16 protein-coding genes and 1 other RNA gene are annotated in these 20491 nt (G+C 71.2%); 8 read left to right on the forward strand and 9 right to left on the reverse strand.

Annotated features, from left to right (window positions below; genetic code table 11):
• The first annotated feature begins 47 nt into the window (after positions 1-47).
• The 7 genes from JOD51_RS06970 to JOD51_RS07000 all read left to right on the forward strand — a co-directional run bounded on the left by JOD51_RS06970 (position 48) and on the right by JOD51_RS07000 (position 6207).
• The gene (locus tag JOD51_RS06970) at positions 48-1211 is read left to right on the forward strand and encodes a cysteine desulfurase family protein (protein ID WP_204607610.1); all 1164 of its coding nucleotides are present in this window, start codon (positions 48-50) and stop codon (positions 1209-1211) included.
• 31 nt (positions 1212-1242) lie between these two features.
• Positions 1243-2352 (forward strand): peptide chain release factor 2, encoded by a 1110-nt coding sequence (gene prfB / locus JOD51_RS06975; protein WP_204607611.1) that lies wholly within the window; start codon positions 1243-1245, stop codon positions 2350-2352.
• A gap of 95 nt (positions 2353-2447) precedes the next feature.
• On the forward strand, positions 2448-3203 hold the full coding sequence (ftsE, locus tag JOD51_RS06980; protein ID WP_204607612.1) for a cell division ATP-binding protein FtsE: 756 nt from the start codon (positions 2448-2450) through the stop codon (positions 3201-3203).
• Complete coding sequence (ftsX, locus tag JOD51_RS06985) at positions 3200-4114, forward strand: permease-like cell division protein FtsX (RefSeq protein ID WP_204607613.1); 915 nt, start codon at positions 3200-3202, stop codon at positions 4112-4114. The genes ftsE and ftsX overlap by 4 nt, the downstream gene beginning before the upstream one ends.
• Before the next feature lie 153 nt (positions 4115-4267).
• On the forward strand, positions 4268-4744 hold the full coding sequence (gene smpB, locus JOD51_RS06990) for an SsrA-binding protein SmpB (protein WP_204607614.1): 477 nt from the start codon (positions 4268-4270) through the stop codon (positions 4742-4744).
• A 125-nt stretch (positions 4745-4869) separates the two neighbouring features.
• Positions 4870-5246, forward strand: a transfer-messenger RNA (tmRNA) gene (ssrA, locus tag JOD51_RS06995).
• 202 nt (positions 5247-5448) lie between these two features.
• Positions 5449-6207 carry a hypothetical protein gene (locus tag JOD51_RS07000; protein ID WP_204607615.1) on the forward strand — a complete coding sequence of 253 codons (759 nt, stop codon included), beginning with the start codon at positions 5449-5451 and terminating at the stop codon, positions 6205-6207.
• Positions 6208-6288: 81 nt separating this feature from the next.
• On the opposite strand, the gene JOD51_RS07005 is transcribed toward JOD51_RS07000, so the two are convergent.
• The 9 genes from JOD51_RS07005 to JOD51_RS07045 all read right to left on the reverse strand — a co-directional run bounded on the left by JOD51_RS07005 (position 6289) and on the right by JOD51_RS07045 (position 18747).
• The gene (locus JOD51_RS07005; protein ID WP_204607616.1) at positions 6289-8289 is read right to left on the reverse strand and encodes an acyltransferase family protein; all 2001 of its coding nucleotides are present in this window, start codon (positions 8287-8289) and stop codon (positions 6289-6291) included.
• A 43-nt stretch (positions 8290-8332) separates the two neighbouring features.
• Entirely contained in the window at positions 8333-9640 is a 1308-nt protein-coding gene (locus JOD51_RS07010; RefSeq protein WP_204607617.1) for an LLM class flavin-dependent oxidoreductase, read from the reverse strand.
• Positions 9641-9642: 2 nt separating this feature from the next.
• Complete coding sequence (locus tag JOD51_RS07015) at positions 9643-11061, reverse strand: O-acetylhomoserine aminocarboxypropyltransferase/cysteine synthase family protein (protein WP_239539800.1); 1419 nt, start codon at positions 11059-11061, stop codon at positions 9643-9645.
• A gap of 172 nt (positions 11062-11233) precedes the next feature.
• Positions 11234-11953: a M50 family metallopeptidase gene (locus tag JOD51_RS07020; protein WP_204607618.1), complete on the reverse strand. Its 720-nt coding sequence runs from the start codon at positions 11951-11953 to the stop codon at positions 11234-11236.
• Between the two features lie 31 nt (positions 11954-11984).
• Positions 11985-12797 carry a hypothetical protein gene (locus tag JOD51_RS07025; RefSeq protein WP_204607619.1) on the reverse strand — a complete coding sequence of 271 codons (813 nt, stop codon included), beginning with the start codon at positions 12795-12797 and terminating at the stop codon, positions 11985-11987.
• A 1-nt stretch (position 12798) separates the two neighbouring features.
• Entirely contained in the window at positions 12799-14436 is a 1638-nt protein-coding gene (locus JOD51_RS07030; RefSeq protein ID WP_204607620.1) for a polysaccharide deacetylase family protein, read from the reverse strand.
• A complete protein-coding gene (gene glmS / locus JOD51_RS07035; protein WP_204607621.1) occupies positions 14433-16262 on the reverse strand; it encodes a glutamine--fructose-6-phosphate transaminase (isomerizing) in 1830 nt (609 codons plus the stop codon). Before glmS ends, JOD51_RS07030 begins: the two co-directional genes overlap by 4 nt.
• A gap of 2 nt (positions 16263-16264) precedes the next feature.
• Positions 16265-17269 carry an NAD-dependent epimerase/dehydratase family protein gene (locus tag JOD51_RS07040; protein WP_204607622.1) on the reverse strand — a complete coding sequence of 335 codons (1005 nt, stop codon included), beginning with the start codon at positions 17267-17269 and terminating at the stop codon, positions 16265-16267.
• Between the two features lie 11 nt (positions 17270-17280).
• The gene (locus JOD51_RS07045) at positions 17281-18747 is read right to left on the reverse strand and encodes a nucleotide sugar dehydrogenase (protein ID WP_204607623.1); all 1467 of its coding nucleotides are present in this window, start codon (positions 18745-18747) and stop codon (positions 17281-17283) included.
• A 384-nt stretch (positions 18748-19131) separates the two neighbouring features.
• On the opposite strand from JOD51_RS07045, the gene JOD51_RS07050 reads away from it, so the two are divergent.
• On the forward strand, positions 19132-20436 hold the full coding sequence (locus JOD51_RS07050) for a glycosyltransferase family 2 protein (RefSeq protein WP_204607624.1): 1305 nt from the start codon (positions 19132-19134) through the stop codon (positions 20434-20436).
• Positions 20437-20491 lie beyond the last annotated feature (55 nt).

The following is a 20491-nucleotide window of genomic DNA, read 5'->3' on the forward strand; positions in this document are numbered from 1 at the left end:
ACGAGGCCAGCCGGGTATCCTGAAAACGCTCCAGAAAGGGGTACCCCGTGCCCGTCTACCTCGACCACGCCGCGACGACGCCGATCCTGCCCGAAGCGCTCGCCGCATTCACCGACGCGCTGACGACCGTCGGCAACCCGTCGTCGATCCACAGCGCCGGCCAGCACGCCAAGATGCTGCTCGAGGACGGCCGCGCCCGGGTCGCCGCGTCGCTCGGTGCCGACCCGGTGGAGGTGGTGTTCACCTCCGGCGGCACCGAGAGCATCAACCTCGCGGTCAAGGGCCTGTTCTGGGCCCGGCAGCGTGACCGCCGGCGTCCGCGCATCGTGGTGCCGGCGGGGGAGCACCACGCCACCGTCGACACGGTCGACTGGTTGGAGCGGCACGAGGGCGCCGTCGTCGACGTCGTCCCGCTCGACGCGCAGGGTCGCGTCGACCTCGCCGTCCTGGAGGCCCTGCTCGCCTCCGCCGACGACGTCGCCCTGGTCACGTTCCTGTGGGCGAACAACGAGGTCGGCACCATGCAACCCGTCGAGCGGATCGTCGCGCTCGCACACGCCGCCGGGGTCCCGGTGCACAGCGACGCGGTCGCCGCGTACGGCCAGGTCCCGGTGGACTTCGCCGCGTCCGGCCTCGACGCACTCAGCGTCTCGGCGCACAAGATCGGCGGTCCGGTCGGGGTCGGGGCGCTCGTGCTCGGTCGGCGCGCGGTCGTCGAACCGCTCATCCACGGTGGGGGACAGCAGCGTCAGGTCCGGAGCGGCACCCAGGACGCCCCGGCCGCCGCGTCCTTCGGGGTCGCCGCGGCCGCACCGCACGCCGACGTCCGGCACCTGCGGGACCGTCTCGTCGACGGGGTCCGTGCCGCCGTGCCGTCCGCGGTGCTGATGGGCGACCCGGTCGACCGGCTGCCGAACAACGCGCACTTCACGTTCCCGGGCTGCGAGGGCGACTCGCTGCTGTTCCTGCTCGATGCCGCCGGAGTCGCCGTCTCCACCGGCTCGGCGTGCCAGGCCGGCGTCCCCGAGGCCTCGCACGTCCTGCTTGCGATGGGGCTCAGCGAGGACGACGCCCGCGGTGCGCTCCGGATCACCCTGGGGCACACCTCGACCGAGCAGGACGTCGACGCCTTCCTGGCCGCGCTGCCCGTCGCCGTCGACCGTGCCGGAGCCGCGGGCATGGCACGGCGGGAGCCCGCGCTCGGGCGGTGACCCCGACGCCCGGCCGGTAGGATCGGGGACCATGGTCGAACTGGACATCAGCGAGCAGGTCAACGCCCTCCGAGTGACCTTCGGGAACATCCGCTCCGTGGTCGACGTCGACCGCCTCGAGCGTGAGATCGCCGAACTCAGCGAACAGGCCGGTGCGCCCGACCTGTGGGAGGACACCGACCACGCGCAGCAGGTCACCAGCGCGCTCTCGCACCGCCAGGCCCAGCTGAAGAAGCTGACCGCGACCGAGCAGCGCCTCGACGACCTCGAGGTCCTGGTCGAGATGGCGAACGAGGCCGAGGACCAGGAGTCCGCCGACGAAGCGGCCGAGGAACTCAAGGCGATCACGAAGACCATGGGCGAGCTCGAGGTGCAGACGCTCCTCGACGGCGAGTACGACGACCGTCCGGCCGTCATCACGATCCGTGCCGGTGCCGGGGGCGTCGACGCCGCCGACTTCGCCGAGATGCTCATGCGGATGTACCTGCGCTACGCGGAGCAGCACGACCAGAAGGTCACCGTGATGGACACCTCCTACGCGGAGGAAGCGGGCATCAAGTCCGCGACGTTCGAGGTCGACGGCCCGCACGCCTTCGGCACGCTGTCGGTCGAGGCCGGCACGCACCGCCTGGTCCGGATGTCGCCGTTCGGGGCCGCGGGCAAGCGCCAGACGTCCTTCGCCGCGGTCGAGGTCATCCCGCTGATGCCGGAGACCGCGGTCATCGACATCCCCGAGAACGACATCCGCGTCGACGTCTTCCGCTCGTCCGGCCCCGGCGGGCAGTCCGTCAACACGACCGACTCCGCCGTCCGCCTGACCCACCTGCCGACCGGCACCGTCGTGTCGATGCAGAACGAGAAGTCGCAGATCCAGAACCGTGCCGCCGCGATGCGCGTGCTGCAGTCGCGCCTCCTGCTCCTGAAGAAGGAAGAGGAGAACGCGAAGAAGAAGGAACTGGCCGGCACCATCACGGCCAGCTGGGGTGACCAGATCCGCAACTACGTGCTCGCGCCGTACCAGATGGTCAAGGACCTGCGCACGGAGTACGAGGTCAACAACCCGACGGCGGTCTTCGACGGCGACCTGGACGGCTTCATCAACGCCGGCATCCGCTGGCGCAAGCGTCCCGACGAGGACTGAGCGCCCGAACCGGGGCAGATCTGTGTGACCCCACCGGTTCCTGAGCCGCGCGCCTGGAGCAGGATCACCGGTTCCCGACCTACCCTGATCCGGTCATGATCAAATTCGACCAGGTCACCAAGGTGTACTCGGGCAACCCGAGTCCCGCTCTCGACAACGTCACCCTCGAGATCCTCAAGGGTGAGTTCGTCTTCCTCGTCGGTGCGTCCGGCTCCGGGAAGTCGAGCTTCCTCCGGCTCGTCCTCAAGGAGGAGAAGCCCTCCCGCGGGCAGATCCACGTCCTCGGACAGCGCCTCGGCGCGCTCTCGTCCCGCAAGGTCCCGTACTTCCGCCGCAACCTCGGCGTCGTCTTCCAGGACTTCCGACTGCTGCCGAACAAGAACGTCTTCGACAACGTCGCGTTCTCGCTGCAGGTGATCGGCAAGAGCAAGGGCTTCATCAGCGAGTCCGTCACCGACGTGCTGAAGCTCGTCGGGCTCTCCGGCAAGGCGACCCGCATGCCGCACGAGCTCTCCGGTGGCGAGCAGCAGCGCGTGGCGATCGCCCGCGCGGTCGTGAACAAGCCCGCGGTCCTGCTGGCCGACGAACCGACCGGCAACCTCGACCCGACGACCTCGGCGGGCATCATGGCGCTGCTCGAACGCATCAACCAAGGAGGCACGACGATCCTGATGGCGACGCACGACGCGAGCATCGTGAACCAGATGCAGCGCCGGGTCATCGAGCTCTCCGGCGGCCGCGTCCTCCGCGACGAGCAGGCCGGCGGCTACCAGACCCAGGCCCTGCCCATCCAGCGCGGTGGCGTGTCCAACACCACCGGCATCCAGACCATCCCGGGACTCATCCGATGAGGCTCGGACTCGTCATGGCCGAGGTCGGTTCCGGCCTCCGGCGCAACGCGTCGATGGTCGTGTCCGTCGTGCTGGTGACCTTCATCTCGCTGACCTTCGTCGGCACCGCGATCCTGCTCCAGATGCAGATCAACCAGATGAAGGGGTACTGGTACGACCGGGCCCAGGTCGCCGTCTACCTCTGCACCGACACCGACACCACGGGCAACTGCACCGGGGCGAAGGCGACCGACGACCAGCGCGCCCAGATCAAGCAGCAGCTCGAGTCGTCCACGCTGAAGCCCTACATCGAGAAGGCGTACTTCGAGGACCAGCAGGACGCGTACACCCGGTTCAAGCAGCAGTTCAAGGACTCGCCCGCGACCGAGTTCGTGAAGCCCGAGTACCTCAACGAGACCTTCTGGGTGAACCTGAAGAACCCCTCGCAGGCCGACGTCCTGGTCGAGAGCCTGTCGAAGGTCGCCGGCGTGCAGAGCGTCGTCGACCAGCGCGGGTACCTGCAACCGATCTTCAACCTGCTCAACGCCTCGTCCTACACGGCGATCGGCATCGCGGGGCTGATGCTCGTCGCGGCCGTGCTGCTCATCGCCACCACGATCCGGTTGTCGGCGTTCTCGAGACGACGGGAGCTCGGCATCATGCGGTTGGTGGGCGCCTCGAACCGGTTCATCCAGACGCCGTTCGTGCTCGAGGGGGTGATCGCCGCCGCGGTGGGAGCCGTCCTCGCGGGCGGTGCGATCACGGCCGTGGTCTGGTTCTTCGTCCGCAACTACCTGACGAAGCGGTTCACCGGCACCGCGTTCATCGGCATGGACGATGCGGCGATCGTCGTCCCGGCGGTCATCGTCATCGGTGTCGTCTTGGCGGCCGTGTCGGCCTCCATCGCGATCCGGCGGTACCTGAAGGTCTGAGCCCGACCGCAGGTCGCGGCGCAGGTCGTCCCGTCCGCCAGGCCCGCACACCGAGAACGGGAGATGTCCCGGGAAGGTGTGCGGGCCTGGCGGCGTTCGATATGCTGGGCGGCTCGCGCAGGCGAGCACACACCGAACGAAGAGGAGCCGGTCATGGCGAAGGAACGCGGGGAGAAGGTCGTCGCGACGAACCGTCGTGCGCGCCACGACTACCTCATCGAGGACACGTACGAGGCCGGCATGGTCCTCAACGGGACCGAGGTGAAGTCGCTGCGCGAAGGGCGAGCGTCGCTGGTCGACGGGTACGCCTTCGTCGACGCGGGTGAAGCGTGGCTCGACGCCGTGCACATCCCGGAGTACACCGAGGGCACGTGGAACAACCACGCACCGCGGCGCAAGCGCAAGCTGCTCCTCCACAAGCAGGAGATCGTGAAGATCTCGCACAAGACGTCGCAGGGCGGCTACACGCTCGTGCCGATGAAGATCTACTTCCACGACGGTCGGGCCAAGGTCGAGATCGCGGTCGCGAAGGGCAAGCGCGAGTTCGACAAGCGCCAGGCCCTGCGTGAGAAGACCGACAAGCGTGAGGCCGAACGGGCCATGCGCTCCCGCAACCGTCTCGGCGAGTGACCAGCCGCGTCGACTAGTGTGGAACGCGTGCAGTCGGTAGACTGAACAGCTGCCTGGCCCGGACGGACTCCGGAGCAGGCGTGGTAACTCAACAGCGTGACAGCGGCTCGCACGTCGGCCTGCATGGGGATGATCGGTTTCGACATTGCCTGTGTGCCGACGGGAAGCGGGCCGAGGACCCACGGTCATCTCGTGAACGATCCGTGGAAACCAACAAGTGCCAATTCCAAGCGCACTGACTTCGCTCTCGCTGCGTAAGCAGCCCAGCACATGAAGTCCGTCGGCCAGGTGATCGTCTTCTAACCTGAGTTCCGGCGTCATCCAGAGGACTTGCTGCACGGTTGCGCCTCAGGGCCGTGCGGGACGTGCACTGAGACTGGGCCTGTCGTCCGAGAAGCCGGTAGCAACGGACGGGGCCGAGCAGAACGAACATCCGGATACGCCCGTAGAAGACGTCGAATTGCAGCGATGGACGGGGGTTCGATTCCCCCCATCTCCACCACCTGCCGATCGTCGGACCGCTGTCACGCGAGTTGCCATCGAAGGCCCCGCACCGTCTCCGGACGGTACGGGGCCTTCGGCGTTCCCGCGCCCGGTCCGGTCCCGTCCGAACCAGGGGCTCCCCAGTCCTTCCGACTGCGAGGACTACGCTGCTGGGCACGGCGCCGCACCCCGTCGGTACCGTCCCGAACGAGAGGTACACCGTGCAGGAGATCGCGATCCGAGTCCGTCTACGGGAGCAGGACCGTCTGGGTCTGGCCGAGTACGAGCGCATCGTGGGCTCCGTCGCCTCGGTCGCCGCCGTCGTCGCCTGGCTGCCGACACCCGACGCCCGGCTGGTGCTGCGCGGTCGCGGGGCCGAGCCGGTGCGTCTCGAGACGATGTCCTACGGCACCGTGTTCGAGATGCTCGTCGTGATGGACCAGCGGAACCCCGGTGTCGAGCGGGCAGCGGCGGCGGTCGCAGCGCTCCTCGAGTCCGTCCGCCACGAGCACGTCGAGGACGACGTCGCCGGGATCGCGGGGGAGCTGGACCGGCTCGACCGTTCCGCGCCCCGCGGGCGGTCGGTGCCCGAGCGGGCGCTCCGGACCTTCCTCGAGGGGGCCCGTGCCGATGCGCTGGCCCGTCGGTCGACGACGCGGCTCCGTGCGGGGCAGGCGCTGCTGCGGCTCGCCGAGTCCGGTGCCGAGGTGCTGGTCGAACGGGTCGAGGACGCCCTCGCCCCGGTCGTCACCGAGCAGGCGGTCGACGTCCTCGGAGACACCGGGTCCGTGGTGGTCGTCGAGTCCGCGCCGGTCCCGGAGCCCGTCGCGCCCGAGCCGGAGAAGCCGCGGAGCGACGAGGACTCCAAGAAGAAGAAGAAGTTGTCGAAGAAGAAGGACGACAAGAAGAAGAAGTCGTCGAAGAAGAAGAAGGACGACGAGAAGAAGGACGACAAGAAGAAGTCGAAGAAGAAGCAGTAGCCTCCGCAAAACGCAACCCCGGCGGCAGGACGTCACGCGACAGCGTTGCGTCCTACCGCCGAGGTTGCGTTTTGCGAGGGGTCAGCGGCTCGGCGCGAGCACGTCGTCGAACCGGCGGGCGAGGTCGGTGCTGTAACGGGGTGCGATGTGCAGGCCGTCTCGGTACAGCCACGTGCCGGATCGGAAGGTCGTGCACACGTCGTTCCGGCACACGTCGTCCGTGATGTCCACTTGTGCTGCTCCGGTCGCCTCGAGTGCACGGTGTTCGGCCTGGCGGATGAGCCGTTGGCGGTGCTCGACGTCCGACCGCGGGAGGGAGACAGCGCAGCCTGCCGGATCGCGGAAGACGATCTGGTTCTGACACTGGACCGGGTGCCACCAGTCGCGCGAGCCGCCGGGGAAGTGTGGCGGCGTCCGAGCGAGCACCACGTCGAACTGCGCGGACTGCAGCCCGGAGATGCGCTCCGCCAGGCGGTCACCCCAGAGGGCGGCCTTCGCGCCGGGTCGATGGAGCAGGCTGCCGTCCGGGGCCGTGAAGGCGTCGCCGGTTGCGACGACCATCTCGCTCGACGCCGCGAGCACCACCGTCCCGCGTTCCTGCGTCGCCAGCCAGGCGGTCGTGTCCGCGACGTAGCGCCGGCACTCTCGGCCCTTGTGGGGGTCGGCGGTCCGGTGCAAGCCGACGTCGATGAACGGACAGCCGCCCCAGGTGGCCACGACCACCCGCCGTCCGGCCGCCGTCGCCGCGTCGCGGACCGCCTCGGTGTACTGCTGGGCGTTCGAGTCGCCCAGCAGGTAGACCGGTCGCCCGTCCGGGTCGCCCCACGTGCAGGAGCGGAGATCACGCTCGGGCACCGGCACGGTGGAGAGGCACGAGTCGTAGCCGACGGGCCGGGCCAGGAGCTGGTCCGCGGCGGCCCGGACCGACGCTGACCCCCAGGACTCGAAGGAGCCCGCCAGGACGATCGCACAGGCGACCACTCCGGCCGCGATCGACGCGACCGGGACGCCGAGGCCTCGCCACGGCGTTCGGGGAGCACCGGTTCGGAAGGGTGTCTCGACGTACCTGGTGGTGAGGACGGCGAAGCTCAGCGCGACACCGATGGACACGATGACGGCCACGACGTCGTCCGGCCACAGCCGTCGTGCGACGACAAGCAGCGGCCAGTGCCAGAGGTACAGCGAGTAGGAGACGTCGCCGAGCTGACGCAGTGGGAGGACGGTGAGCCCAGCGCTGACGACGTTCGTTCGAGACCCACCCCACAGGACGAGGGCTGCACCGACGACCGGAACCACCGCGAGGGTGCCCGGCCACTCCGCCCCGGGCGTGACCGTCGCCACCGACACCGCGATCATCACCAGACCCCCGGTGGCCGCGAGCGGGTACCAGCGGGCGTGGACGGTCCGGCTCGACAGCACCGCAGTGATCGCCCCGACCGCGAACTCCCACGAGCGCACGGGGGTCATGTAGAACGCGAACTGACTGGGACTCGAGACACCGGGCAGCACGGCGGCGGACGAGACGATCGTCGACAGTGTGAACGAGGTCACCAGCACGACGACGAGCACGCAGGCGACGATGCGCACACGTGCACGACCGAACCGCCAGGCCAGCACGACGAGGATCGGGAAGACGAGGTAGAACTGTTCTTCGACACCGAGCGACCACGTGTGGAGGTACGGGTTCATCTGGACGTGGTCGCTGAAGTAGTCCGCCGAGATCGAGTACAGCGCGATGTTGCCGACCCCCAGCGCAGCGGCTGCGCCCGTCCCGGCACCCTGCTGCTGCGTCCCGAACGGCGAGAGCAGGGCAGCCGTGCCGATCGCCGTTGCGACGGTGACGACGGCCGCGGCCGGCAGGAGACGCCGCGCGCGACGGGACCAGAACCGGCGGAACGTGAAGACCCCTGTGCCGAGGTCGCGGAGCAGCACGGTCGTGATGACGAAGCCGGACACGACGAAGAAGACGTCGACGCCGACGAAGCCGCCGGGGAGGCCGAGTCCAGCGTGTTCGATCACGACCAAGGCGACGGCGAGTCCTCGGAGCCCCTGGATGTCCTGACGAGTCCTCGGCCACTGCATCACTCCAGAATACCAGATGTCATGCATCACCTAGAGGAGCGAGTTAGAAGTCGAAGAGGTTCGCCCGCAGCCCGCCGGAGCCGTACTCGCGCCGGAGCAGGCCCCGCTGCCGCAGCACCGGCACCAGGTCGCCGAGTATCCGGTACACCTGGGCCGGGTGCAGGTCGCCGGAGAAGATGATCCCGTCGTTGTCCGCGTCCGCGCCGAGCTCCTCGATGAAGTCCGCGAACTCCCCGGCGGTGCCGACGAAGCCGGAGCGTTCGGACACCCGCCCCTTGCGGGCCTTCCGCGTCAGGAGCTCCCGCAGCGGTGCCTCCGGCGTGTCCCCGAGCAGGCCACGGATCGTGCCGGCGGAGACGTGGTCACCGAACGTGCCGTCCGGCACGGGGGCGTCGAGGTCGAGCGCGAGCAGGTCGGTCTCCGAGTCGCTCGACCACGCGATCGCGGCGGTGCGCAGGTCGTCGTCGGAGGGGTGCGTCGAGGCCTCGACGATCCGGTCTGCCTCGTCCGTCGAGACGGTGATCTCGGGCTTGAGCACGAACAGGATGCGCAGGTCCGACGCTGCACGACCGGCATCGGCCGCCGCGGCGAGCACCCGGGCGCGGTAGTCCGACACGGCGGCCGCCGACAGCGGTGCGAGCGCGAGCTGCACGTCCGAGTGGGTGCCGGCGAACCCCAGGCCACGCCCGGACCCGCCGGGGGAGACCACGACCGGGTCGGTGTCGAGCGGCAGCGCGTTGAGCGGGCCGTCGGCGGTGAAGTACGTGCCCTCGTGGTGGAACGCGTCGAGGGCGTCACCGTCGGCGAACCGCCAGTCGGAGCGGTCGCCGACGTACCCGTCCGACCCCCACGAGTGCCAGAGGCGCCGCACCAGGGTGATCCACTCCTCGGCCCGGTCGTACGCCTGGTCGTGGGGCAGCGGCGGCAGGCCGGCGTGCCGGGCGCTGCCGACGTCCGTCACGACGTTGATGCCGAAGCGCTCCGACGACAGGTGTGCGAGCGTGGCGAACTGCCGTGCGGCGAGGTACGGCGGCGTGATGCCCGCGTTCACGGTCGGCGCGATCCCGATGTGCGAGGTCGCGGCGAACAGGTACGGCGCGAGCAGGAGCGGGTCGTGCTTCGGCCCGCCGTACGCCTGGCGGATCCGCAGGTCCAGGGTCGAGGGGTTGCCGAGCGAGATCGCGTCCTCCGCGATCACCAGGTCCATCCCCGCCTGCTCCAGCGCGCGCACGGACTGCTGGTACAGGTCCGGCTTCGTCCAGTCGTGACCCCAGTCCCAGTCGGACCGCCCCCACGCCTGCGGCCCGAAGCCGCGTGAGAAGAAGTACCCGAAGTGCTGCAGGTCGGCCATCGTCAGCGGTCCCCGACGATCAGGTGCGGTGCCGGGACCGTGTGACCCAGGGCGAGGTCCGCGGTGGCGACGTCCGGGGTGGCGACGTCCGTGGCGGTGGCGAGCCGTGCCTCCCGTCCGGCGGCTGCGGTGCCGCGGACGGCGGCGAGCCCGCGCTCCAGGTCGCGGAGCAGGTCCGCGACGTCCTCGATCCCCACGGACAGGCGGATCAGGCCGTCGCCGATGCCCTGTTCGGCACGTTCCTCGGGCGTCCGCCCGGCGTGCGTCGTCGTGGCCGGGTGCAGGATCAGCGACCGCACGTCGCCCAGGTGGGTCATCCGGCTGAACAGCTGCACCGCGTCGATGAACGCGCGGGCGGCCGGCTCGCCGCCGGCGAGCGTGAAGGCGAACACGGAGCCGGCTCCGCGGGGCAGGTACCGCTGGGCCAGGTCGTGGTACGGACTGGAGGCCAGACCCGCGTGGTCGACGCTCGTCACCTCCGGCTGCTGGTCCAGCCACTCGGCGATCGCGAGCGCGTTCGCGCTGTGCCGCTCGACCCGCAGGCTCAGGGTCTCGATACCTTGGCGGAGCAGGAAGGCGTTGAACGGCGAGGGGGTCGGGCCGATCCGGGAGCTGACGACGTCCCGGGCGTACACGACGTACGCGCGGGTGCCGTACCGGTCGACGTGGCTCTGGCCGCCGAGGGACCGCTCCGGGCTCGTCAGGTGCGTCCAGCGTTCCGGGGAGGCGGACCAGTCGAACGTGCCGCCGTCGACGACCACGCCGCCGAGGCCCGAGCCGTGCCCGCTGAGGAACTTGGACGCCGAGTGCACCACGATGTCCGCGCCGTGCTCCACCGGACGCACGAGGTACGGGGTCGCCAGGGTGTTGTCGACGATGAGCGGGACCCCTGCCGGGTGCGCGGTCTCCGCGACGCCAGCGATGTCGAGCACGTCGTTCTTCGGGTTGGGGATGGTCTCCGCGAAGAACGCCTTCGTGTTCGGGCGGACGGCGGCGGCCCACGCGTCGAGGTCGCGGGCGTCGGCGACGAAGTCGACCTCGATGCCGAGTCGCCCGAGGTTCTGCGTCAGGAGCCCGCGGGTGCCCTCGTAGATGCTCCTGGCGCTGACCACGTGGTCGCCTGCCTGCAGCAGCCCGAGGAACGCCACGGTCGCCGCCGCCTGACCGCTGCTGACGAGGATCGCCTCCGCGCCGCGCTCGAGCAGGGCCACCCGGCGTTCGACGTCGGCGTTCGTGGGGTTGCCGAGCCGCGTGTACGTGTAGCCGTCGTCGGTGCCGGCGAAGCGGTCGCGGGCCTGGTCGAAGTCGTCGAAGAGGAAGCCCGAGGACATGTGGATCGCGGGCACCCGGGCACCGTGGGTGGTGTCGGGCAGGAAGCCGCCGTGCACCTGTTCGGTCGCGAAACCGGGTTCGTCCGTCATGCGTCCACCTCCGTGCCGGGTCCACCGGTCGCACGGGCGTCCGGTCGTTGCGCCGTACTCTCGCAGGCTCGGCGTGGTCGTGGGCCGTTTGCGGCGTCGCGTTACGGGCGGTGCGGTCGCAGGCGGCGTCGCGGTGCGTCGCCCGGCCGTGCGTCCGCGGTCGGCGGCTCCGTCAGACGCCGACCAGGCTCCGGACGCCGGTGACCACGGTGTCGCCGACCGCGAGGAGGGGCGCACGGGCCGCCCACACCGCGACGCCGTTGCCCGCCAGGAACAGCACGAACCAGACGACGGCGGGCAGCCGCATCTCGGCGGCCGCGATGTGGAAGTCGGTCTGCACCCGCGCCCCGGTGAACAGCCACCGGACGACCTGCAGGAGCGAGCGGAGCCCGTCCACGAGGAGCGCGGCACCGAGGGCCGCGACGACGAGCAGCGTCAGGTCCGACGGCCGGACGGCGACCCACACGGCGAGCGCGTCGAACCCGATCACCACGAGCAGGCCGAACCAGTTCCGGACGAACAGCAGCGCGAGCAGCCCGACGACGCCGAGCACGGCGACGGGCAGCCAGGGTGAGCCGACGACCGCCCCGGTGACGAGCAGCACGCCGGCCCAGATCGGTGCGCTGTACCCGGCGAAGAGGTTGAGCAGTCGGACCAGCCACCGGATGACGCCGGGGACGCGGCCGAGCTGGACCCAGGCCTCCCCGGAGCCGTCCGGGTGTAGGTCGATGCGTCGGATGCGGCCGCCGAAGGGGACCACGACGACGCAGTGGCCGACCTCGTGCACGATCGTCGCGGCCAGGCGGGGGATCCGGCCGAGGAACGGCACCAGGGGGAGCACGGCGCCGATGAGCAGGGCGGCGGGGACGGCGGAGGCGGGCAGGGAGGTCAAGCCGACATCGTCGCAGACCGTCCTCAGCGGTTCACTGGGAGACCTGGCTGGTCGTGACGATGCGGCGCCACGGTCCGGTCGGGACCGTACCGGCCTCGACGAACCGCCAGGCGATCCGGTCGTCCGCGCCGTCGAGTTCGGCGTAGTGCAGGCAGCCGTTCAGGGCGGGGGAGACGTCGACGCCGGCGTTGTTGTACCGCTTGTTGGCGGGCCGCTTGTTCGTGGAGCCGAAGACGTAGGCGCTGTCGTGGTAGGTGCCTGGTCCGGCGTCCTGGACCTGGCCGTAGCAGGTGCGCCCGTCCTTGCTCAGTTGCACCCACCGGTTCTTGAGGTAGCTGAAGCCGTCGTCACCCCGGTGCCCGCGGTAGGCGGGGTCACCGGCCCAGGGCACGACCGTGTCCCGTCTGCGGAAGCCCCTGCGGTCGTTGATGTCGTCGTAGGGGACGTCGAGGTAGAACGGGTTCTCCTTCGGTCCCATGTGCAGCGGGAAGTACCCGTTGTCGGCCGTGCGGCGTTCGGTCTGACAGACGCGCTCGACGATGACGCCGTCGCAGCCGCCGTAGCTGCCCTGCCAGTCGTCGTCGTAGGTGGAGTACACCTGGCTGCCGTCGTCGGCGTTCGGGTCGAAGACCTCGCCGACCCAGAACGTGGTGGAGACGATCCTGGTGTGCCACGGGTAGGTGCGGGCGACCGCTCCGCCGCTGGTGGGGGTGCCGCAGCCGGCGAGGACCGCGGTCAGCGCGAGCGTGCCGACGAGTGCCGCGGGGGGCCGCAGCCGGGCGCCCCGGCCCCGGGAGCCGCTGGTGCGGGTCGCTCGGGACCGGGGCGTCGGTGTCGTCCGCACGTCATCGACCGATCGGGCCGGGGAGCGGCGACGCCGGTCTGGCCGGCGACGCCGGTCTGGCCGGCGACGCCGGTCCGGCCGGCGACTCCGGTCCGGCCGGCGTGGACGGCACGTCGAGCTGGCCCGCCATGCCCGACGTGTCGAGCTGCCCGAGGACCGCGCGGGACCGGACGGTCAGGGCGTCGACGGCCGGGGCGATCCGGCTGACGCTGCTGCGCGTCGTCGTCGACGTGGGCGCGCTGTTCGTCGTCGTGCTGGTCGCGAGCGGTGGGGCACCGACGGTGTCGTAGGCGGCGACGTCGTCGGTGGTCAGCGTGCCGTTCGTGAACAGGTTCAGGCCGAAGCTGATGCCGTCGAACCCGGCCGGGATCTGGTCCGTCGTCCACACCGCCTGGGTCCACGTCGCGGCCGAGGCGTACCAGGGGCTCGCGGTCCAGTAGTGCCACGAGCCGGTGTCCGCGTCGCGCAGGTAGACCGTGAACTGGGTCACCGTGTCCGCCGTGTAGTACTCACGGAGCGAGTACGTGTGGCCGGCGACGACGGTCGGCGCGCACTCGCCGAGGTCGAACGTCGGCAACCACTTGGCGTCGCCGTCGACGGCGTTGCTCACGGTGAGCGACGTCGCCCTGGTGCCGGTGCGGCCCGGGGTGACGGTGCTGAACGCCGCCGTGTTCGACCCGTACCCGCCGTACTGCCAGCACTTCTGGCCGCTCGGGCTCGTGGTGGAGGTCGTCTGGAACGACGGGTTCTGCACCGCGTTGACGCCGGGTGCCGCCGGTGCGGGGACCGGCGACTGCACGACCGGCTGCACCGGGGTGCCCACCGCGTCGCCGACCGTCTTCACGGTGGTGGCGTTCGCCGGGTCCGCGGAGTAGGCGGCGAGCCACTGGGCGAACTGCGCGAACAGTGCCGGCGAGATCGTCGGATCGAGCGCTGCGTCGTCGCTGAGGTGGTGGAAGGTCAGCTGCACCCAGCCGCCCTTGTCGGTCTTCGCCTGGGTGACCTGCTGCTGCAGGCCGGCCAGGGTCCAGTTCGCCTCGACCTGGCTCGGTGCCCGGGTCAGCATGGCGTTCTTCGGCGGCAGGGTCTCGGCGGTGGCACAGCCGGTGCAGTCGTAGGCGGTCTGCACGTCGTCGAGGCCGCGAGCGCTGGTGTACCCGCAGGCGCGGACGGCGTCACGCGTCTTCTTGGTCGATTCCGCGAACGGGTAGGCGAAGCTCCGGACGCTGTAGCCCCACGACGACAGCGTGGCACGCGACTGGCAGGCCTGCCGCTCGGCCTCGGCCTGGGACAGCGCCGACATGTCGGGGTGGGTGACGCTGTGTCCACCGATCTCGTCGCCGGCGGCAGCGAGGGTCGCCAGGTCCGACTGCTGCATGTACCCGGGGGCGCCGAGGTAGCCGGTGATGATGTAGAACGTGCCGGTCAGGCCGTTCTGCTGCAGGATCTGCACCGCGGGCATCTGGTCGGCGTTGCCGTCGTCGAACGTCAGGCTGACCGTGACCGGCTTCGTCACGGTCTTCGGGGTGGTCGCGGCGTGCGCCGGCGCGGCTCCGAGGAGCCCGGTGACGATGATCGCCACGGCGGCCAGGACGGCGAGGATCACCGTCAGGCGGTTGACGGACTGGTCCCTGGTCATTCGACGGTCACCGACTTCGCGAGGTTGCGGGGCTTGTCCACGTCGCAGCCGAGCTGCAGCGCGAGCTCGCGGGCGAGCATCTGGAGGGGGACGACGGACTCGAGCGGCCCCCAGAGCGACATGCCCTGGTCGGTGACGTCGGTCCGACAGGAGAGCAGCCGCCCGGCGTCGCGACCGAGTGCGGGCACGTCGGCGCCGGCTCCGCCGATGGTGATGACGAACCCACCACGGGCGCGGACCTCGGCGACGTTCGCCTGGATCTTGTGCTCGCCGTTGTCGACGACGACCACGGGGGTGCCGTCGGTGACGAGCGCGAGCGGGCCGTGCTTGAGCTCGCCCGCCGGGTAGGCCTCGGCCCACCGGTAGGAGAGCTCCTTGAGCTTGAGCGCACCCTCGGCGGCGAACGGGAGGCCCGCCCCGCGTCCCAGGAACAGGAACCCGGAGGCGTCGCGCACGCTCGAGACGAGCAGCGGGATCCGGTCGAGCGACGCCTCGGCAGCGCCGGCCAGGAGGCCGGGCAGCCGCTGCATGTCACCCACGAGCGCCAGTGCCCGGGAGCGGTCGATCCGGCCGGAGGCCACGAGCGCCGAGATCATCGCCGAGACGCCGACGACGACCTGGGCCGTGAACGTCTTCGTCGCGGCGACCCCGATCTCCGGTCCGGCGTGGCAGTCGAGCACCGCGTCGGCCCGACGGGCGAGCGACGAGTGCAGGTTGTTCGTCAGCGCGAGCACCTGGTGCCGGTCCGCGAACCGGTCGAGGGCACGGAGGACGTCCGCGGTCTCGCCGGACTGGCTGATCGCGACGACCAGGGTGCCGGGGGTCAGGACGGCCTGGTCGGCCTCGCTGGCGACGACGGTGTCGGTGGGGACGCCGCCGAGTCCGCGGAGCGCGGTCGCGATGACCTGCCCGGCGTTCAGCGAGGTACCGCAGGCCACGACGGCGACGCGCTCGAACGGCGCGAGCCCGAGGCCGCGCCACAGCTGCCCGTCCACCGCGCGATCGGCGATCCGGTCGAGGATCTCGGCCACGACGCCGGGCTGCTCCTCGATCTCCTTCGCCATGTGGTCGGTGTGGTCGCCGAGCTCGAGCGCCTCGGCGGCGAACGGCGACGGCGTCGCGAACGGCACCGCCACGACCTCGCCGCGGGAGGACCAGGTCCAGCTCTCGCCGAGCTCGACGACGTCACCGTCGCGGAGCGCGACGAAGGTCTCTGCCCACGTGGCGATCGCACCGATGTCGCTCGCCACGAAGTCACCGCGGGCGGCGCGTGCCACCACGAGCGGTGAGCGGTCGGCGGCGGCGACCATCCGGCCGTCGCGGGCGTCGAGGACCACGATGGCCCAGGAGCCCTCGAGCTGCGCGGTCGCGATCTGCACCGCGAGCATCAGGTCCGGGTCGACCGCCAGGGCGCGCTCGACCAGGTGCGTGATGACCTCCGAGTCGACCTCGGACGCGAACACGTGTCCCTGGGCGCTCAGCTGCTCGCGGAGGCGGTCCGCGTTCTCGATGATGCCGTTGTGCACGACGCTGATCCGACCGGAGCAGTCGGCGTGCGGGTGCGCGTTCGTCTCGCGGACGGCGCCGTGCGTCGCCCAGCGGGTGTGGCCGATCCCGGTGCCGGTGAACGGGTCACCGGAGCGGGCGGCGACCAGCGTGCGCAGGTCGCCGACCCGGGACACCGAACGGATCGTCTCGGTGCCGCCGGTGCTGGTCCGGACGGCGATGCCGGCCGAGTCGTAGCCGCGGTACTCCAGGCGCTCCAGACCGTCCAGGAGGTACGGGGTCGCGTCGTCCGCCACCCGTGCCGCGATGATGCCGCACATGTCTAGACCACCGCCGTCGCACCCGTCGGGGCGGTCTCGGCGGCCGCGCGGGTCCGCACGTCCTCCGCGACCAACCGGACCACGGCCTCCAGGGGGGTCACCGGGGCGAACCCGACGGCGGCCTTCGCGCGGGTGTTGTCCGGCACACGGCGGCGCATGTCCTCGTAGCCCTCGCCGTACGCCTCGTCGTAGGGGACGTAGGTGATCTGGCTGTCCGACCCGACGATGTCGATGACCAGGTCCGCGAGCTCGGCGATGCTGATCTCGCGCTCGCCGCCGAGGTTGAACGCCTCGCCGTAGGCCGCCTCGTGCTCGATGAGCGCGACCATCGCGGGGACGACGTCACCGACGAACGAGAAGCAGCGCGACTGGACGCCGTCGCCGTAGACGGTCAGCGGTTCGCCGCGGACGGCCTGGCCGACGAGGTTCGGGACGACCATGCCGTAGCGGCCGGTCTGCCGCGGACCGACGGTGTTGAACGGACGGGCGATGGCGACCCGCAGGCCGTACTCCTTGAAGTACGCGTGCGCGAAGGCCTCGTCGATGCCCTTCGCGGCGGCGTACGTCCAGCGGGCCACGAGCGGCGACCCGAGGACCCGGTCGGCGGTCTCGTGCAGCGCGTCGGCGGTGTTCTTGCCGTAGATCTCACTGGTCGAGACGAGGAGCAGCTTCGCGCCGGCGGCGACACAGGCGTCCAGGACGTTCTCGCTGCCGTGGATGTTCGTGCGGAGCCCCTGCAGCGGGTGGTCGACGATGAGCTTCACACCGACCGCGGCGGCCAGGTGGAAGACCCGGTCCGAGCCGGCGACCAGTTCGGTGACGAGCTCGCGGTCGAGGATGCTGCCCTCGACGACGCGCAGCCGGTCGTGCCCGGCGACGGCGGCCAGGTTGTCGGCCCGACCGGTGGAGAAGTCGTCGAGGACGACGACCTCGTCGCCGTCGGCGAGCAGGCGTTCGACGAGGTGGCTGCCGATGAACCCGGCGCCTCCGGTGACGATGGACTTCATGGTGTTCCCTTTCAGAGGAGGATGCGGCCGGTGAGGTCCGCAGCCCGGTAGGTGGTGTCGATCACGAGCTGCTCGCCGGTGATCCAGGACAGGTCGGCGTCGCTGTGCCGGGTGTGCAGGAGGACGACGTCGGCACCGAAGGCGGCCTCGTCGACGACGTCGTCGAGGACCGTGCCGTCGTGCAGGCGGACCGAGTCGAAGCGGTGGTCGGCGAACCCGACCTCGGCACCGGCGGCGATCAGGCCCTGCAGGACCTCGAGCGCGGGGGACTCGCGGAGGTCGGCGACGTCACGCTTGTAGGCGATGCCGACGACGAGCACCCGGGCACCACGGAGGCCACGGCCGGCGTCGGAGAGGACCTCGCGGGTGCGGTCGACGACCCGACCCGGGCGGGCCGCGATCTCGGTCATCGCCTGGGTGATCATCGGCGCGGCCTGACGCTCGGCCTTGAGCTGCCAGAGCAGGTAGTGCGGGTCGCACGGGATGCAGTGACCGCCGACGCCCGGGCCCGGCATGAACGCCATGAACCCGTACGGCTTCGTCGCGGCGGCGTCGACCACGTCGGCCACGTCGATGCCCATCGTGCGGCAGATGTCCGAGAACTCGTTCGCCAGCGCGATGTTCACGGCGCGGAACGTGTTCTCGAGCAGCTTCGTCATCTCGGCTGCGGCGAGCGAGGGCACACGGTGCACCCGGGCGTAGCGGCCGAGCATCTCGTCCGCGATCACCGCGCACGCGGGCGTCGCCGCACCGAGGACCCGCGGGACGTCCTCGTGGGCGACCGCGGCGTTGCCCGGGTCGATGCGCTCCGGGCTGAACGCCACGAACACGTCCGTGCCCGGCAGCAGCCCGCGCTCGGTCAGGGGCCGCACGAGCAGGTCGTCGGTGCAGCCGACGTACGTGGTGCTCGTCAGCATGAGGAGCTGCCCGGGCACCGCGTGCTCGACGACCGTCGCCGCGGCACCGCGGAGGATCGCCAGGTCCGGCACCAGGTACTCGTCGACCGGCGTCGGCACGCACACGATCACGGCGGCGGCACGAGCGAGCATCGACGGGTCGTCGGTGAGCACGAAGTCGTCGGCCAGGAACGCCGATTCCAGCCGCACCCGGTCGTCGTCGAGCAGGTCGGCGCCGCGGGATCGGATGGTCTCCAGGCGCCGCTGCGACACGTCGAGGCCGATGACCGAGGTGCCCGAGTGGTGGTACGCCAGGGCGGTCGGCAGCCCGACGTAGCCGAGGCCGACGATCGCGACGTCGAACTCGAAGCCGCGGGTCCCGCCGGGAGCGGTGGTGCCGTCGGGGCCCGCGACACTGCGGGCCAGGGACGACGAGACAGCCAGGGACGACGACACGGCCAGGGACGCCGATGCGTCCAGGGACGCCGAGACGTCCGGCGACGTCGGGATGGTCGGCGTCGTCGGGACGGCCGGCGACGTGCGGACCGACAGGCTGTCGGGCGACGGAGGTGCGATGGACATGCGGGTTCCCCTCGGATCGGGACACAACCGGGACGTCCCGGCAGGCACCGACCACCGTCGGGTGGGCCGGGGGATCGGGTGGGCCGTGTCCGGGCCACCGCCCGTCCCCGGATCAGGCGGGGACGGACGGTGGCGGTCCGGGTGCGGCCGGTCGGGTACCGGTCTCGGGTACGCGGCCCTGCCCCGATGACGGGGCCGGCGGTCGGTGCGTTGCCACCATCACGGGTCGGACCGGCCGTCGGCAACGTCCCCGGACCGGTCTTGCGGTGCCCCGCAGCACCGTGGCGGCGACTGCGTGACCGCGTGCGGACTCCCGCAACCACGTGCGGCCCCGGGTGCGGGAATGCGGTGCGGTGTCCGCGCCCCGCCGCTTAGCGTCGCCCCATGCTCACGTTCGTCGTCGCCCTCGTGCTCGTCCTCGGCGTCAACACGATCCTCTGGACCACGGTCGGCGCGACCCGGGTGGTCTCGGCCCGCATCCACCGCGTCCGGGCCGGCGGCCGCGGTCGTCGGGCGCTCCGCCGCGGGCTGCCCGTACCGCTCCCACACGGCTACCGGCCGCCGACGACCGCGGACGTCGCCGTCCTCGTCGCCGCGCACGACGAGGAACTCGTCATCGAACGGACCATCCGCTCCGCGGCCGAACACCTGCCGCCCGAGCAGATCCTCGTCGTCTCCGACGGGTCCTCCGACCGCACCGTCGAGATCGCCCGCGCCGCCGGCGCCCAGGTGTACGACCTGCACCCGAACCGTGGCAAGGCCGGCGCCATCGCCGCCGCCATCGAGCACTTCTCGATCCCGGAGCGCTTCGAGGTGATGATGCTCCTGGACGCGGACACCCACCTGTCCGCCGACTACTTCGCCACCGGGCTGCCGGAGTTCTCCGCCCCGGACGTCGTCGCCGTCGCCGGCCGCGCCACCACGATCCTGGAACCCCGCGCCCCCACCTTCCTCGGACGCCTGCTGGTGGCCTACCGCGAACGCGTCTACGTCGCCGTCCAGTACCTGCAGAAGTTCGGCCAGGCCGCCCCCGCCGCCAACGTCGTCGCCATCGTCCCCGGCTTCGCCTCGATGTACCGCACCCGGATCCTCCGCGACATCGACATCACCGCCGAGGGACTGGCCATCGAGGACTTCAACATGACGTTCGAGGTGCACGCCAAGGAGCTCGGCCGCGTCGCCTTCCGCCCCGGCGCCGCCGTGGCGTACACGCAGGACCCGGACACCCTCCGCGACTACGCCAAGCAGGTCCGCCGCTGGAACCTCGGCTTCTGGCAGACCCTCCGGCGACACCGCTTCGGCGTCCGCCGCTTCGGACTCGCCACCGGCCTGTTCGTCCTCGAGCTCGTCACGTCGAGCCTGATGATGCTCCTGCTGCTGCCCGCGGTGGCGCTCGCCGGGACCGCGGCGGTCCTCGTCGCGGTCGGGATGGGCGCCGGGTTCCCGGACGCCGTGCTCGCCGTCGACCCGGTCACCGGCATCGTCGTCGGCGTGCTGCTGCCCGACTACCTGCTCACCATCGTCGTCGCGGTGGTGTCCCGCCGCGGCGTGTACGTGCTGTACGGGCTGACGTTCCCGCTGCTCCGGGTCCTCGACTCGTACCTGTGCCTCCGCGCGCTGTTCCTCGCGTTCCGCGGCGGCTCCAGCGGGGTCTGGCACAGCCCCACGCGGCGCGCCGCGACGGTCTGAGCGACCGCGGCGACCCCACGACGGACGGGAGGCCCGGTACCAGCTGGTACCGGGC

The sequence above is a fragment of the Curtobacterium herbarum genome (genome assembly GCF_016907335.1).
GTDB lineage: Bacteria > Actinomycetota > Actinomycetes > Actinomycetales > Microbacteriaceae > Curtobacterium > Curtobacterium herbarum.